The 15300-nt window shown below is 72.4% G+C and carries 14 protein-coding genes; 6 read left to right on the top strand and 8 right to left on the bottom strand.

The features are described 5' to 3' along the window. Window positions 1-10: 10 nt before the first annotated feature. The 3 genes from ITJ54_RS01680 to ITJ54_RS01670 all read right to left on the bottom strand — a co-directional run bounded on the left by ITJ54_RS01680 (window position 11) and on the right by ITJ54_RS01670 (window position 4436). Window positions 11-1801 (bottom strand): DEAD/DEAH box helicase, encoded by a 1791-nt coding sequence (locus ITJ54_RS01680; RefSeq protein ID WP_194626187.1) that lies wholly within the window; start codon window positions 1799-1801, stop codon window positions 11-13. A 98-nt stretch (window positions 1802-1899) separates the two neighbouring features. After that, complete coding sequence (dinB, locus tag ITJ54_RS01675) at window positions 1900-3150, bottom strand: DNA polymerase IV (protein WP_194625605.1); 1251 nt, start codon at window positions 3148-3150, stop codon at window positions 1900-1902. Further along, entirely contained in the window at window positions 3147-4436 is a 1290-nt protein-coding gene (locus tag ITJ54_RS01670) for an acyl-CoA dehydrogenase family protein (RefSeq protein ID WP_194625604.1), read from the bottom strand. The genes dinB and ITJ54_RS01670 overlap by 4 nt, the downstream gene beginning before the upstream one ends. A gap of 23 nt (window positions 4437-4459) precedes the next feature. On the opposite strand from ITJ54_RS01670, the gene ITJ54_RS01665 reads away from it, so the two are divergent. After that, window positions 4460-5248, top strand: coding sequence for an SGNH/GDSL hydrolase family protein (locus ITJ54_RS01665; RefSeq protein ID WP_194625603.1), 789 nt, complete (start codon window positions 4460-4462; stop codon window positions 5246-5248). Here the strand turns inward: ITJ54_RS01665 and ITJ54_RS01660 are convergent. Further along, window positions 5245-6492, bottom strand: coding sequence for a D-alanyl-D-alanine carboxypeptidase family protein (locus ITJ54_RS01660; RefSeq protein WP_194625602.1), 1248 nt, complete (start codon window positions 6490-6492; stop codon window positions 5245-5247). The genes ITJ54_RS01665 and ITJ54_RS01660 overlap by 4 nt on opposite strands. Window positions 6493-6582: 90 nt before the next feature. Further along, window positions 6583-7401: a TrmH family RNA methyltransferase gene (locus ITJ54_RS01655; RefSeq protein ID WP_194625601.1), complete on the bottom strand. Its 819-nt coding sequence runs from the start codon at window positions 7399-7401 to the stop codon at window positions 6583-6585. A 140-nt stretch (window positions 7402-7541) separates the two neighbouring features. Here ITJ54_RS01655 and ITJ54_RS01650 point away from each other — a divergent pair, with 140 nt between their 5' ends. Both ITJ54_RS01650 and ITJ54_RS01645 read left to right on the top strand, forming a co-directional pair. Next, a complete protein-coding gene (locus tag ITJ54_RS01650) occupies window positions 7542-8375 on the top strand; it encodes a Sir2 family NAD-dependent protein deacetylase (protein ID WP_194625600.1) in 834 nt (277 codons plus the stop codon). A gap of 70 nt (window positions 8376-8445) precedes the next feature. Then, entirely contained in the window at window positions 8446-9084 is a 639-nt protein-coding gene (locus ITJ54_RS01645) for a histidine phosphatase family protein (RefSeq protein ID WP_194625599.1), read from the top strand. Window positions 9085-9140: 56 nt separating this feature from the next. Here the strand turns inward: ITJ54_RS01645 and ITJ54_RS01640 are convergent, their stop codons facing one another. Continuing rightward, on the bottom strand, window positions 9141-9350 hold the full coding sequence (locus ITJ54_RS01640) for a hypothetical protein (protein WP_194625598.1): 210 nt from the start codon (window positions 9348-9350) through the stop codon (window positions 9141-9143). Between the two features lie 169 nt (window positions 9351-9519). Here ITJ54_RS01640 and ITJ54_RS01635 point away from each other — a divergent pair, with 169 nt between their 5' ends. Then, window positions 9520-10293, top strand: coding sequence for a hypothetical protein (locus tag ITJ54_RS01635; protein ID WP_194625597.1), 774 nt, complete (start codon window positions 9520-9522; stop codon window positions 10291-10293). Between the two features lie 76 nt (window positions 10294-10369). On the opposite strand, the gene ITJ54_RS01630 is transcribed toward ITJ54_RS01635, so the two are convergent. Together ITJ54_RS01630 and ITJ54_RS01625 are read right to left on the bottom strand one after the other, a co-directional pair. After that, window positions 10370-11440 (bottom strand): glycosyltransferase family 4 protein, encoded by a 1071-nt coding sequence (locus tag ITJ54_RS01630; protein ID WP_194626186.1) that lies wholly within the window; start codon window positions 11438-11440, stop codon window positions 10370-10372. Window positions 11441-11445: 5 nt separating this feature from the next. Continuing rightward, the gene (locus tag ITJ54_RS01625; RefSeq protein WP_194625596.1) at window positions 11446-12402 is read right to left on the bottom strand and encodes an alpha/beta fold hydrolase; all 957 of its coding nucleotides are present in this window, start codon (window positions 12400-12402) and stop codon (window positions 11446-11448) included. Window positions 12403-12520: 118 nt separating this feature from the next. Here ITJ54_RS01625 and treS point away from each other — a divergent pair, with 118 nt between their 5' ends. Together treS and ITJ54_RS01615 are read left to right on the top strand one after the other, a co-directional pair. Continuing rightward, window positions 12521-14275, top strand: coding sequence for a maltose alpha-D-glucosyltransferase (gene treS / locus ITJ54_RS01620; RefSeq protein ID WP_194625595.1), 1755 nt, complete (start codon window positions 12521-12523; stop codon window positions 14273-14275). Between the two features lie 88 nt (window positions 14276-14363). Then, window positions 14364-15110, top strand: coding sequence for an exonuclease domain-containing protein (locus ITJ54_RS01615; protein WP_194625594.1), 747 nt, complete (start codon window positions 14364-14366; stop codon window positions 15108-15110). Window positions 15111-15300 lie beyond the last annotated feature (190 nt).

Below are 15300 nucleotides of genomic sequence, written 5' to 3'. Positions count from 1 at the left end.
CGCGACCCGGTCACCGTCGGCCGCCGATGCGGGACCGGAGGATGTCGATGCGCTTCTGGATCTGCTCGATGCTCGCCTGCGCCACGGCCGGACCACCGCTGATGCGACGGAGTTCGGCGTGGATCGACCCGTGCGGCTCGTTCGAGTGCCGGGACCAGATGGAGACGAGGCGCTGCAGCTCGGACCGCTGCTCCTTGATGGTCATGTACATCGGGCGGTCCGGCTCCGGCGTCTTCGGCAGTCCGTCCTTGACCGCGCGGCCCTTCGACCGCTTCGCCTGGGTGGCCTGGCGGGCACGGAGCAGGTCGCGCACCTGGTCGGGCTCGAGCAGCCCGGGGATGCCGATGAAGTCGAGCTCCTCGAGCGAGCCGATCTCGCCGCCGGTGCCGAACTCACCGCCGTCGTAGAGGACACGGTCGAAGGACGCCTGCGAGTCGAGGGCCTCGAACGGCTGCATGTCGAGCAGGCTCTCGGAGGCGCGGTCCTCCTTGTTGGCCTCGGCGACCATGGCGTCCTCGGGGTTGTACATCCCGTCCTCGGCGTCCTTCGGGCGGTCGAGGGCGTGGTCGCGCTCGAGCTCGAGGGTCGCGGCGAGGGCCATCAGCCCCGGCACGCTCGGCAGGAACACCGAGGCGGTCTCCCCGCGGCGACGGGCGCGCACGAAGCGGCCGATCACCTGTGCGAAGAACAGCGGCGTGCTGGCGCTCGTGGCGTACACGCCGACGCAGAGCCGGGGCACGTCGACGCCTTCGGACACCATGCGGACCGCGACCATCCAGCGCGAGGTGTCCGCGGCGAACGCGCCGATGCGGCTCGACCCGGCGGCCTCGTCGGAGAGCACGACCGTGGGCCGCTCCCCCGTGATCTGCTGCAGGATCCTGGCGTACGCCCGTGCGGTCGTGGTGTCCGTGGCGATGACGAGCCCGCCGGCGTCGGGGACCCCGCGTCGGACCTCGGTCAGGCGCGTGTCGGCGGCCTGGAGCACGGCCGGCATCCACTCGCCCTCCGGCGAGAGCGCCGTGCGCCAGGCCTGAGCGGTGATGTCCTTCGTGACCTGCTCGCCGAGGGACGCCGACATCTCGTCGCCCATGCGGGTCTTCCAGCGCATCTGCCCGGCGTAGGCCATGAACAGGACCGGACGGACGACGCCGTCGGCGAGGGCGCGGCCGTACCCGTAGTTGTAGTCGGAGATCGACGTGCGGATGCCCTGCTCGTCGGGGGCGTACTGCACGAACGGGATCGGCGCGGTGTCGGAGCGGAAGGGCGTGCCGGACAGCGACAGGCGGCGGGTGGCGCCGCTGAAGGCCTCTCTGATGCCGTCGCCCCAGGTCAGGGCGTCGCCGCCGTGGTGGACCTCGTCGAGCACGACCAGGGTGCGGCCGCCCTCGGTGATGCGCTTGTGCACCTCGGGGTTCATGCCGACCTGGGCGTACGTGATCGCGACGCCCTGGTAGTGCCGGCCGAACATGCCGTCGCCGTTCTTGAACATCGGGTCGATGCGGATGGCCACGCGGTCTGCGGCGTCGGCCCACTGCCGCTTCAGGTGCTCGGTGGGTGCGACGACGACGATGCGGTCGACGTTGCCGCGGGCCAGGAGCTCGGTGGCGAGTCGGAGCGCGAACGTGGTCTTGCCGGCGCCCGGGGTGGCCGCTGCGAGGAAGTCGCGCGGCTCGGACTCGAAGTACCTCGTGAGGGCTTCGACCTGCCAGGCACGCAGCTTCGAGGCCGTGCCCCACGCTGCTCGGTCGGGGAAGGCCGGGGACAGGTGCTCGGCGGCCGCGTTGCCCGCGATCTCTGCCAGCTCCGCCGGCCCGAGGTCGAGTTCGGGGCCCTGACCGCCGGTTGCGGCGGGCTGCTGGTCGTCGTACTCGGCTGCGCTCACTTCAGGCGATTCTACCGTCACCCGATGTCCTGCCGAGCATGGGGCGGACGCTGCTGGGGAGCGCCACGGACGAGCGATGCCGGTCGCAGCACGCCGGCACCGAAGCGGGCGGTGACGGCGTCGACGGTCGTCTCGGTGTCGCGCCACGGCGCGTCGTCGTCCCACAGTGCGTTGCTCGCCGCGGTCGGCACGAGGTTCTCCCCGCGGACCCCGATGAGCCGGATGCGGTTGCCCGGCTTGTGCAGCACGTCGTAGAGCTCCACGGCCTCGCGGTGGATCCGTCGCGCGACGTCGGTCGGCTCGGCCAGGGTGCGGGACCGGGTCAGTGTGCTGAAGTCGGTGTACCGGACCTTGAGCGCGAGGGTGCGGGCCTGCACGTCGGCGCGGCGCATCCGGACGGCGACCTTCTCCGACAGGCGCAGGAGCTCGCGCGCGACGGCGTCACGGTCGGTCAGGTCGGTGCCGAAGGTGACCTCGTGCCCGATGGACTTCTCGCCGACGGCGGTGTCGACCCGGCGGGGGTCGCGTCCCCAGGCGAGGTCGTGCAGGCGCTGGCCGCCGGCCGGTCCGAGCAGGGACACGAGCGACCCGAGGGGCGTCGTCGCGAGGTCGCCGACCGTGCGGAGGCCGCGGTTCTCGAGGGTCTCCTGCGTCTTGCCGCCGACCCCCCAGAGCGCGGAGACCGGCTGCGGGTGCAGGAACGCGACCGTGTCGGCAGCGGGCACGACGAGGAGCCCGTCCGGCTTGGACCGGCTGGAGGCGAGCTTCGCCACGAACTTGGTGGACGCGGCACCGACGGAGCAGTGCAGCCCCGTCTCGGCGAACACCGCACGACGGATGGCCTGGCCGATCTCCCACGGTGTGCCGTAGAGCCGCAGGGCGCCGGCGACGTCGAGGAAGGCCTCGTCGATGCCGAGGCGCTCCACCTGCGGGGTGAACTGCTCGAAGACGCGCATCACGGCGCGGGACTTGGCCTGGTACTTCTCCAAGTGCGGCTCGACGATCACCGCGCCCGGGCACCGACGCTTGGCGACGGCCATCGGCATCGCGGAGTTGATGCCGTACTTGCGGGCCTCGTACGTGGCGGCCGTGACGACGGAGCGGTCGGAGTCGTGCCCGACGATCACGGGCAGGCCGACCAGGTCCGGGCGGTCGAGCAGTTCGACGGAGGCGAAGAAGGCGTCCATGTCGACGTGCAGCACCGTCGCGGTGACGTCCGCGACCGGCTGGTCGGAGACGAGTCGGTTGCGTCCGTCCTGCTTGCTCACGAGGAGATGGTGCCACCGGCCGCCGACATCGGCGCCGCGACCGGCCCTGATGCCACGGCCGGCCCGGCCACCGGCTCCGCAGCCGCGACCGGCCCGGGGGCCGCAGACGCGTCAGGCGCCGCGACCGGCCCGAGCACCACGGCCGCGATCGTCCTGGCCGCCGAGTCCCTGGTCGACGGGTGGTACTGCCCGGCGCGGACGTCCCGGGACAGGCGGGCGAGCTCGCTCGTCGCCCGGAAGGCCCCGCCACCGACGACCCGCATCGCCTCGTCCACCACGCGCTGCGCGGTGTCCACGGTCCGCGCCTTCGTGCCGACGAGCAGGGGGAACCACTGAGCCCCGTGGTCCTCGAGCTCGTCGACGTCACGGGCGAGCGCGTCGACCTGCAGCGCCACGGCGTCGACCGCGCCCTGCATGTCGGCCACCGCCCGCCGGACGTCCGGGTCGTCGGCGCGTGCCCGGCCGTCCAGCCCGTGCCGGTCGCGCACGGAGGCCACCGTGAGCTCCACCGCCCGCTCGGCGATGCCGACGTACACGGACGCGACGAGGAGCTCGAAGGCCGCGAACACGCCGAAGACGAGCGGGTCGGCCGTCGGGCCCACGGGCAGCGACCGCACGATCCGGTCCGCCGGCACGTGCACGCCCTCGAGCAGGGTCGTCCGGCTCTGCGTCGCCCGCATGCCGAGGGTGTCCCAGTCGTCGAGGTGACGGATGCGGCCGTCCGACCGCAGGGCGAACCCGTGCACCAGCCGCGGCTCGTCGCCGCTGACGTCCTTGCCGAAGACGCTGAGCACGTCCCACGCCGGCGCGAGCGACGTCGAGACCTTCGTCCCCGTGAAGCGGTACCCGCCGTCGCCGTCCGGCACCGCGTCGGTCAGCGAGTCGAACAGCACACGGTCGTTGCCGGGTTCGCTCACCCCGAAGGCGAGCAGGCGGTCCGCCGCGGCGTGGGTCGTGACGGACTGGAGGAACGACTCGCCCCGCGCGGACACGCTGCGGGCCGCCTGCACCCACACCTGGTGCATGCCGAGCCCGAGCGCCGTCGCCGGCGCGGCCCGGGCGAGACGGCGCTGCACGGCCGCGGTCGCGCGGAGCCCGAGGCCGCTGCCGCCGGCCGCGATCGGCACCCCGATGCGCAGGTAGCCAGCCGCCCGGAGCTCGTCCAGGTCCTCGGCGGCGAAGGTGTTCTCGGCGTCGTGGCGGGGCGCCCGCTCGGCGATGCGGACGAGCACGTCCTCGGGGAGGGTCCAGGGGCGACGCTTGCCGGTCGGGTTGGCCTCGGTCATGGCACGAGACTATGGTCCGTTGCGTGTCAGATCGTCATCCCTGGTCCAGGTACGTCGCGATCGGTGACTCGTTCACCGAGGGACTCGGTGACCCCGATCCCGGGGCACCGGGTGGGAACCGCGGATGGGCCGACCGCGTCGCCGAGGTCCTGGCGAGCCGGACCGCCGGCTTCGCCTATGCCAACCTCGCGGTGCGCGGGCGCCTGCTCCAGCAGGTCATCGACGAACAGGTCGAGTCCGCCCTCGCCCTCGGCCCGGACCTGGTCACCGTGTCCGCCGGCGGGAACGACATCATCCGACCGGGCTCCGACCCGGACGAGGTCGCCGCGCGCTTCGACCGGCTCGTCGCCGACCTCCGCCGCGACGGTGCGACGGTCGTGGTGTTCACCGGGCCGGACGTCGGCATGACCCCGGTGCTCGGGCTGGTCCGCGGCAACGCGGCCGTCTACAACGAGCACATCCACGCCATCGCGCTGAAGCACGGGGCGCTCGTGGCGGACATGTGGGCGCTCCGCGTGCTCCGCGACCCGCGCATGTGGGCTCCGGACCGTCTGCACCACTCCCCCGTCGGCCACGCCACGATCGCGGCCGCGGTGCTCGACACGCTCGGCGTCGACCACGAGCTCGAGCCCTTCGTGCCCGAACCCCTCGCTGCCCGGCCCTGGCGCGAGGCCCGCGCGGAGGACCTCGGCTGGGCGCGCGAGTACCTGGTGCCGTGGGTCGTCCGGCGCATCCGACACACGTCCTCCGGCGACGGCATCACCCCGAAGCGTCCGGAGCTCCAGCCGTTCGGCGGTCGCGACCGGGGCTAGATGCCGTCGGTGGACGTGCCCTGGAACGGGTTCGTCCACCGCCACCACACGCCGGGGTCCGGGATGTCCTGCTCGAGGACGAGCGGCACCGTCACCGGCTCGTGGTCCGAGACGTCGAAGCGGACCCGACCGACGCGCTCCCCCTTCGTGCCGAGGGTCACGGCGTCGAGCTTCGTCGTCGCCCGCACGGTGGCCTTGCCCCACACCAGCACCTGGGCAGCCGATCTGGTGACGGCGTCGGTCTCGTCCTTCCACGGGGTCGAGAAGGTCCCGAAGGACTGCCCGCCGTGCGTCAGCGTCACGACGTGGAAGCCGTCCGCGACCGAGTGCAGCAGCCGTTGCACGTCCCCGTCGAGCGTGTCGTGGTCGACCCCGCCGAGCATCGCCCCGACGACCGTCACCGTGCGGCCGCCCCGCTCGTACTGCGCCGCGAACAGCAGGCACGCACCGGCCTCGTCGAGCGTGCCGGTCTTGATGCCCTCCACACCGTCGATGCCGAGGAGCTTGTTCGAGTTCTCGATGTCGCCGACGTCCGGGATCGACACCGTCTTCGTGCCGACGACCTGCTTCACCACGGGGTTCGCGAGCGCGAGCTGCCCGAGGTCCACCAGGTCGGTGGCCGTGGATTTGTTGTCCGCATCGAGGCCCGTCGGTTCCTCGATCGTGGTGTCGTCGAGGTGGTGGGCCTGCAGCCACGTCGTGGCCGCCTCCTCGTAGGCGTTCAGGGAGCCGAACGCCCAGATCGCCAGCGCACCGGCGTAGTTGTTCGCCGACTTCATCAGCATGACCTGCAGCGTCTGGTGCTCCGACAGCCGCAGTCCGGCCGGCATCGGCGCGACCTCGCCGTTGACCGCCAGGTACTTGGCGTACAGGCCCTGCATCTCCGGCGTGAAGGCGATGGTCGGGCCGTCGTCCCCCGGACGCAGCGGCTTGGCGTCGAGGACCACGAGCGCGGTCACGACCTTCGAGATGCTCGCGATCGACCGCCGCTGCGCGTCCCCGCTCGTCCGCAGGCTCTCGGGGAAGTCGGTGGCCTCGACCGCCGTGGCGCCGTACCCCGGGAAGTCCAGCGCCGGCACCGTCGAGGTCGGCGCGGCGTAGCGCGTGGTCGTCGCGCTCGCCGGGGAGAACGGCACCAGCGCGGCTGCCACGAGGTACGCGACTGCCAGGAGCAGCACGGCGACGACGGCGATCGTCACCGGCCGACGGACGGCGGAGCGGGGGCGGCGGACGACACGGGACACGACAGCCGAGCGTACCGGCGGCGCCGGCCGGCCATCTGGGGAACCGCCGCGGGCGTGGAGAACGCGGGACGGGCCTCCAGGCCGGGTCTGTCAGTGCCGAGCGCGCTGGGCGGCGGCGACCGCCCACAGCCCGACGGCGCTCGCCGCGGCGACGTTCAGCGAGTCCACGCCGTGGTGCATCGGGATGCGCACGGTCGTGTCGGCGGCCGCGATGGCGGCCGGTGTCAGGCCCTGTCCCTCGGTACCCATCACGAGCGCGACGCGCTCAGGCACGTCCGCGGCGAAGACGTCCAGGTCGACGGAGCGGTCCGTCAGCGCCATCGCAGCGAGGTGGAAGCCCTGGTCCCGCAGTTCCTCGCCCGCGTCCGGCCAGTCGCCGATCCGGGTCCACGGCACCTGCAGGACGGTGCCCATGCTGACCCGGACGCTCCGTCGGTACAGCGGGTCGGCGCACCGCGGGCTGACGAGCACGGCGTCCGCGCCGAGGCCGGCGACGCTGCGGAAGACCGCGCCGACGTTGGTGTGGTCGACGATGTCCTCGAGCACGACGACCAGGCGGGCGTCCCGGACGACGTCGGCCACGGTCGGCAGCTCGGGACGCTGCATCGACGCGATCGCGCCGCGGTGCATCCGGAAGCCGGTGAGCTCCTCGAGCAGCGCGTCCGGCCCGACGAACACGGGCCCGTCGTGCTCGGCGACCAGGGGCAGCACGTCGTCGAGCCACTTCTCCTGCACCAGGACGCTCCGCGGGACGTGTCCCGCGCGGATCGCCCGCTCGATGACCGTGCTCGACTCGGCGATGTACAGGCCGCCCTCGGGTTCGCTGACCCGGCGGAGCGCGACGTCCGTCAGCCGGGCGAAGTCGTCGAGGCGGGCGTCGTCGAGGGTGTCGATGCGGACGGGGTGCACGGGTCTCGTTCCGGTCGGGCGACGGCCTGGCTGCGGTCGGGCGGCCGTCGGGCGGTTGTCAGGCTGCGGTGGCCGGCGACCGTCCCGTCGCGGACGGGAAGTGGCGGGGCCGGTCGGCTGTTGAGGGTACCGTGAACCTGATGGCGACGAGCGACGCGACGAGCACCGACCTCGACCAGGCCGCTGCGCTGCTGGCGGGCAAGCGGATCGCCGTGCTGTCCGGCGCCGGGCTCAGCACCGACTCCGGCATCCCTGACTACCGCGGCGCCGGCCGCGTGGTGCGCAAGCCGATGACGTTCCAGGAGTTCCTGGCCGACCCGGGCAAGCGCCAGCGCTACTGGGCCGGGTCGCACCTCGGGTGGCGCACGTTCGCCGCTGCCAGGCCGAACGACGGCCACCGTGCCCTCGCCGCGCTCGAGGACCGCGGCGTCGTGACCGGGGTCATCACGCAGAACGTGGACGGCCTGCACCTGCGAGCCGGGTCGCGCCGGGTCGTGGAGATCCACGGGTCGATGGACCGTGCCCTCTGCCTGACGTGCGGGCAGGTCTTCGCCCGCGCCGACCTCGCGGCGACCATCGACCGCGCGAACCCGTGGATCGACGAACCCGGGTCCGTGCAGCTCCAGCCGGACGGCGACGTGGAGATCACCGACGTCGAGCGCTTCGTGGTGCCCGGCTGCTCGGTGTGCGGTGGCGTGCTGAAGCCGGACGTCGTGTTCTTCGGGGAGTTCGTGCCCACGGAGAAGTTCACCGAGTCGGTGTCGATCGTGGCCGACGCGGACGCGCTGCTCGTCGTCGGGTCCTCACTGACGGTGAACTCCGGCGTGCGGCTCGTCGACCACGCGGCCCGGCGGAAGCACCCCGTGGTGATCGTGAACCGCGGCGCGACCCGCAGTGACCGCCGCGCTGCCGTGAAGATCGAGGGCGGCACCACCGAGACGCTCCTCGCCCTCGCGGAGCGGCTGGCACGCTGACGGGCGGACCGTGCCCTGCCCGGCTCGGCACGCTGACGGCCGCACCGGGCTGCTCTGTCATGATCGTGCTGTGACGACCCACCTGTACCTCGTCCGGCACGGCGAGACCGACTGGAACGCCGAACGCCGCATCCAGGGCTCGACGGACATCCCGCTCAACGACACCGGCCGCGAGCAGGCACGCACCGCCGCGGACCTGCTGGCACGGCGCTCGTTCGACGCGGTCGTCGCCTCACCGCTCTCGCGGGCCGCCGAGACCGGGTCGCTCATCGCCGAGCGGCTCGGACTCCCGGCCCCGACGACCTACCCCGGGCTGGCCGAGCGGGCGTACGGCGACGCCGAGGGCCTGACGGACGACGAGGTCCTGGCGCGGTACCCGCACGACGCCATCCCCGGGCGGGAGTCGAAGTCGGCGCTGCTCGCCCGCGTCACGGAGACCCTCGGCGAGATCGCCGTGCGGTTCGACGGCGGGGTCATCGTCGTCGCAACCCACGGTGCCGTCATCCGCAGCGTGGTGAACGCCGCGGCGCCCGGCACCGCCGACCGCCGGCACACACCGATCCGGAACGGCTCGATCCACTCGTTCCGCTGGGACCCGGAGCGCTTCCACGCGGAACTGGTCCGCTTCGACGACCCGGTCGAAGAGCTGCCGGCGGCTCCGGAGTCGGCGGCGTTCGACGACCAGAACCCGCTCGAGCAGCGGAGCTGATCAGCGCTGAGCAGCGCTGCCGCGCTGGTGCACGCCAGCGCGGACGGCACGTCGCCTCAGAAGCTGGTGAACCCGCCGACGCCGCTGTCCGGCCGCGCGGCCTTCGCCTGCGCCGTCTGCACCCCGTGGGCACCGTCGTCCTGCGTGCGCGGCGCCAGCGGGTCCTCGAGACCGCGGAGGGAGCGTTCCCGCCGCACCCCGAGCACCCCGACGACCGCCACGACGGCGACGAGTGCCACGAACACGGCCAGCAGCACGATCCACATGCCGGTCACGCTAGCCCCGGTCAGGTCTCGCGCACAGCGGCCCCGGGGACGTCGTTGCGGGATCGTTGTGCGCCCGAGTCGTGTCTGCTCGCGCAGCCGGGCTAGCATCCAGAGCACTCGACGACACGACACCTGAGACGTCCGTGGCGCGTGCGACACCGGGGGTGACATGACGATCGAGGGTCCAGGTGGCTCCGGCTGGCAGCGTGAGCAGCCGTCGGGTCCCACCGCGCAGGAGGACGACGACCTCGACCGCGCCTTCGGGACGGAGACCGGGGCGGTCGCCACGCGGAGCGGACCGCAGCGCGTCCGGTCCTGGGGGCTGCTGCTCGTCGGCGTGGTCCTCGCCGCTGGCGTGATCGTCGTCGTCCTCGGCCTGATCCTGTCGAGCGTGCAGAACGGCGTCGGCGGCTTCGTGCCCCGTCCGGAGCAGAGCGCCGCGCAGTTCACCACCGCCGTGCGCGACGTCTCCGGCATCGCGTCCGCGAAGACGGCTGACCCGACGAAGACGTCGCTCATCAGCTACGACGTCGTCACCGCCGTGCAGGCCGACCGTGAGCTGTCGAACGCCCGCCGCGCCGAACTGGTGCGACAGGTCAGCGCCGCCGCCGCCTCGTCCGGCAGCACCGGCGTGCACGTCTACGCCGTCATCGACTTCGGGGACGTCGTGGTCGGCGTCTCCGGCTCGGCCGAGGTGAGCGCGCGCCGCCTCGCCGTCGCCGAGGACGTCAAGGCCATCGGCGGCGTCCTGCGCGTGCACGCCGTCTGGAACACCGACGGCGAGGACGGCGGCCGGTCGGACGACGCGACGGCACAGCGTGTGATCGTCGAGACCGCCGGCACCGGGGTCGGCCTGGCCGCCGTGGACCACGCGGCGAAGGAGATCGTGCTGAAGGAGTTCCCGGGCGCCACCGTCGAGACAGCGGTACCGGGCAGCGTCTGACGGACGAACGGCCGAACGGACGAACCGCCGCGCGGCTCAGCCCCGCTGGCCGAACGGACGAACCGCCGCGCGCGGCTCAGCCCCGCCGGCCGGCCACGGCACGCTCGACGGCCCGCACGACCTGTTCGGCCGAGTCCGCCCAGCGGAACCGCGCGGCACGCTCGAGCGACGCGGCCGAGGCCTCGTCCCACCGTCCTTCGAGCCGGCGGACGGCAGCTGCCACGGCGGACGGCGAGTCCGCGTCGAAGTACTCGGCGACGTCGCCGCCGATCTCCCGGAAGATCGGGATGTCGCTCACCGCGACCGGGGTGCCGACGCCCATGGCCTCGACGAGCGGGATGCCGAAGCCCTCGTCGTGGGACGCCGTGACGAGTGCCGTCGCGGACCGCAGCGCGTCGAGGTACTCCTCGTCCGACGCCCCGTCGTGGAACACGATCGCTCCGGCCGGCGCGAGGGCCTCGAGCCGCGTCCGGTCGGCGTCCGACACGCGTGACATGCAGTGCAGCGTCCAGTCGGACCCCAGGAGCGGCAGCGCCGCGGCGAGCGTCTCGACGTTCTTGTACGGCATGAACGAGCCCATGTAGACGAGGGACTTCGTCCGCGGTCCCCCCGCCGGCCTCGGGGTCGCCGGGTCGGCAGCGTTGTACGCGACCGTGACCGGTCGCTTCGTCAGGTGGTGGTCCGCGATCAGCCCCGCCGTCGTCTCGGAGACCGTCACGACGCCGTCGGCGCCGTTCAGCAGCATCCGCTGCGGCCACCACGCCAGGTGGAAGGCCCGCCAGCCCAGCCGCAGCGGCCAGGAGAACTCGCGCGGGGGCGTGCGGTTCCGGTAGTAGATGAGGTCGTGGAGCGTCAGCACGAGGGCGTAGGACCGTCCACGCGAGCCCATCGTCTGCATGGGCGAGAACACGGCGTCCAGCCCGAGGCGGTTGACGCGCCGTGCCACCAGGGGCTCCCCCGGCTCGGTCGGCGCCGGCACGAGCTCCCACGGCAGGTCCTGGGGCAGCGAGGCGAGCTGCCGCTCGTCGCTGACGAGCAGCACGGCGTCGTGACGGTCCGGCAGGTGCGCGGCGATCCCGGCGGTGAACCGGCTGATGCCGTCGTGCCGCCCGATGCGGACGTACCGGCAGTCGATCCCGATCCGCAGGCGACTCACGACGCGCTCCCACGGTCCGGCCTGGAGGCTCGACCCGGCTTGGCAGCCCGGCCCGGCTTCCGCACGGGGTCGGCCATGCGGCGCAGCGTCGCCTCGGCCGCGGCGGCCGGCGTCTCGTAGTGCACCAGGTGCCCGACCCGCGGGATGACGACCAGCTCGGCGTCGTGCAGCCGCTCGGCGAGGGCTCGCTGCTCCGGCACGGCGGTGATGTCGTCGCGCTCGGCGGCGATGAGCAGCACCGGGACGGTGATCCGGTCGGCGTACTCCGACACGTCGTGGGTGACGGAGGTCCGGAAGGCCTCGAGCACGCTGGTCCGGTCGGCGAAGGCGGAGAAGTAGCGGTCGTGCTGGTCGTGCACCCACCGCCGCAGGTCGGGGTCGTGCGACTTCAGCATCGCGACGCTCATCGCGCGGACGATCGCCCGGTTGCGCAGGATCCCGAGGCCGAGCGGCCGGGGCAGGGCGGCACCGGCGCGGTAGTACGCGATCGCGATGCCGGTGCCCACGGCACGCGGGCCCTGCAGTGCCGGGGCAGCGATCGGGTTCACCAGGACCAGGAGCCGGGTGTCGAGTCCGGCGGCCACCGCGGCCGACACCACGATCGAGCCGAACGAGTGCCCGAGCACGACGGCGCTCCGGTCCAGTCCGAGCGCACCGTGGAACGCCCGGAGCCACGCGACGTAGGAGTCGAGGTCGGACACGGTCAGCGGGTCCGACACGCCGAAGCCGGGCAGGTCCGGCACGATGACGCGCACGTCCACCAGGTGCGCGGCGAGGGACTCGAGTCCGTGGTGGTCACCGCGGAACCCGTGCACCGCCAGGACGGTCTGCGTGGCGTCCGTCGGCCCGTACTCCCAGTAGTGCGTGGTGCGGCCGTCGACCTCGACGGCGCGGTGCACGACCGGGGTCGAGGCCATCAGCGACTGGTACGGGGAGAGGACGGGCGATCGCATCCGCGTCAGTCTAGGACTGCCCTTCCCCACGACCCTGGAACACGTTCGGCCGGACCCGCCTATCGTGTCCGGGGCGGGCCTGGTGACAACCGGTCCGTCTCTGACGACGAGGAGCACGGTGACCTTCACAGCCCCGATCCAGCTGCCCGGACTGACGCTCGATCCGCTCTGGTACAAGCGCTCCGTGTTCTACGAGTGCATGATCCGGTCCTTCGTGGACTCGAACGGCGACGGCACGGGCGACCTCCAGGGGCTGATCAGCCGCCTCGACTACCTGCAGTGGCTCGGCGTCGACGCGCTCTGGCTCCCGCCGTTCTTCCGCTCGCCCCTGCGCGACGGCGGTTACGACATCTCCGACTACAAGGCGATCCTGCCGGAGTTCGGCACGCTCGAGGAGTTCCGCGAGCTCGTCACGAAGTCGCACGAGCGCAACATGCGCATCGTGATCGACATGGTGATCAACCACACGTCGGACCAGCACGAGTGGTTCCAGCAGTCCCGCGAGGACCCGGACGGCCCCTACGGCGACTTCTACGTCTGGCGCGACACCGACGAGCACTACGAGAACATCCGCGTGATCTTCGTCGACACCGAGGAGTCCAACTGGACGTTCGACCCGGTCCGACGCCAGTTCTTCTTCCACCGGTTCTTCTCGCACCAGCCCGACTTGAACTTCGAGAACCCGGCCGTGGTCGAGGCCATCTACGACGTCATCCGGCACTGGCTCGACCTCGGTGTCGACGGCCTGCGCCTCGACGCCATCCCGTACCTCTTCGAGTCCGAGGAGGGCAACGGCGAGGGCGAGCCGGAGACCCACGAGTTCATCAAGAAGATGCGCAAGATGGTCGACGAGGAGTACCCCGGCCGCGTGCTCATCGCCGAGGCGAACCAGTGGCCCCGCGAGACCGCCGCGTTCTTCGGCACCGACGAGGAGCCCGAGTGCCACATGGCGTTCGACTTCCCGGTGATGCCCCGCATCTTCTACTCGCTCCGCGCCCAGCACGCCAAGGAGCTCTCCGCGATCCTCTCGGAGACGCTCGACGTGCCGGAGAGCGCCGCGTGGGGCGTGTTCCTCCGCAACCACGACGAGCTCACCCTCGAGATGGTCAGCGAGGAGTACCGCCAGGCGATGTACGGCTGGTACGGCTACGACCCGCGGATGCGCTCGAACATCGGCATCCGCCGTCGTCTCGCGCCCCTGCTCGACAACTCCCGCGCCGAGCTCGAGCTCATCCATGCGCTGCTGTTCTCGCTGCCGGGCTCGCCGTTCCTGTACTACGGCGACGAGATCGGGATGGGCGACAACATCTGGCTGCCGGACCGCGACGCCTCGCGCACGCCGATGCAGTGGACGCCGGACCGCAACGCGGGCTTCTCCAGCGCCGACCCGGGCAAGCTCTTCCTGCCCGTCGTCCAGTCGCTGGTCTACAACTACGCGCAGGTGAACGTCGAGGCCCAGCTCGCGCAGTCCCGGTCGCTGCTGCACTGGGTCCGCAACGTCATCCACGTGCGCAAGGCCCACCCGGTCTTCGGCATGGGCTCCCTGGCCGTGCAGCAGACCGACAACGAGAGCGTCCTGGCGTTCGTCCGCTCGTGGGAGGGCGCCGGCACGCAGTTCGGCCCGTCCGCCGAGGACGTCCTCTGCGTGTTCTCGTTCGCGGTCAACGCCACGACGGCCACGATCTCGGCCCCCGAGTACGCCGGACGCCCGCTGTACGACCTGTTCGGCGGCGCGTCGTTCCCGTCGTTCGACCACGAGGGCAAGGTCACGCTGACCCTCGGCACGCAGTCGTTCTACTGGCTGCACGTCGGTGCCGCACCCACGCAGCAGGTCCCGGCCGCTCCGGCAGCGCCGGCGGCCCCCGCCGCGTAGTCACCACCACACGCCCGCCGGGAGGCCCCACACGCTCCCGGCGGGCGCGTCGCGTCGACGTGTCGGTCGCTCCGGTTAGCCTCGTGGTGTGACGTACTCCGCAACCGAGCTGGACGCCCCGGCCACCGCTCAGGACCTCTCAGCTCGACCCTGGTGGCACGCACTCGGCGTCTTCGACCTCGAGACCACCGGCATCGACGTCGAGACCGCCCGGATCGTCACCGCCCACGTGGGCCTGATCGACATGACCGGGCGCAGCATCGTCGAGGGCGCCTGGCTCGCCGACCCCGGCGTGCCCATCCCCGAGCAGGCCTCGGCGGTCCACGGCATCAGCACCGAGCGCGCCCAGGCCGAGGGGCGCCCCGCGGGAGAGGTCGTCGCGGAGATCGTCCTCGCGATCGAGGCCGTCTTCGCCCGGGGCATCCCCCTGGTGATCTACAACGCGCCGTACGACCTCACGCTGCTCGACCGAGAAGCCAAGCGGCACGGCATCGCCTCCCCCGTCATCGGCAACGTCGTCGACCCGCTCGTGATGGACAAGGCGCTCGACACCTACCGCAAGGGCAAGCGCACGCTCGAGGCCGCCGCTGCGACGTACGGCGTCACCCTCTCCGACGCCCACGACGCCGGCGCCGACGCCATCGCTGCCGGACGCGTCGCGCAGGCCATCGCGCTGAAGTACCCCGACGACCTCACCGTCTCGGCCGAGGAACTGCACCGCAAGCAGGTCGCCTGGTGCGCCGACCAGGCGGTCTCCTTCCAGGACTACATGCGGAAGAAGCGCGACCCCTCGTTCGTCGCCGACGGCCGCTGGCCCCACCGCACCGCCGACTGACGCAGGCGCATCGACGCCGCACAACCAAAACCGGCTCGAACCGCGGAAGTCCGTGGTTCGAGCCGGTTCTCGTTGTGCGACGACGATCGGCGCCAGCAGCGCGAACGGGCGGCCCTCCTGGAGGAGGACCGCCCGTTCCGTGTGGAGAAGGACTTACTTGCCCTGGAGGAGCTGCCCCGTCAAGCGCTGG

Origin of the sequence: Curtobacterium sp. VKM Ac-2865 (assembly GCF_015350905.1) — a bacterium.
In the GTDB taxonomy this organism is placed as follows: domain Bacteria; phylum Actinomycetota; class Actinomycetes; order Actinomycetales; family Microbacteriaceae; genus Curtobacterium.
The sequence above is the reverse complement of the archived record's forward strand: the minus strand, read 5'-3'. Positions and strand labels throughout refer to the sequence as shown.

Bases quoted from the DNA above. Each gene is read 5' to 3' on its own strand.
- ITJ54_RS01670 (WP_194625604.1), bottom strand. From the start codon at position 4,436: ATGACCGAGGCCAACCCGACCGGCAAGCGTCGCCCCTGGACCCTCCCC.
- ITJ54_RS01650 (WP_194625600.1), top strand. From the start codon at position 7,542: ATGGCGACGAGCGACGCGACGAGCACCGACCTCGACCAGGCCGCTGCG.
- ITJ54_RS01640 (WP_194625598.1), bottom strand. From the start codon at position 9,350: ATGTGGATCGTGCTGCTGGCCGTGTTCGTGGCACTCGTCGCCGTCGTG.
- ITJ54_RS01635 (WP_194625597.1), top strand. From the start codon at position 9,520: ATGACGATCGAGGGTCCAGGTGGCTCCGGCTGGCAGCGTGAGCAGCCG.
- ITJ54_RS01625 (WP_194625596.1), bottom strand. From the start codon at position 12,402: ATGCGATCGCCCGTCCTCTCCCCGTACCAGTCGCTGATGGCCTCGACC.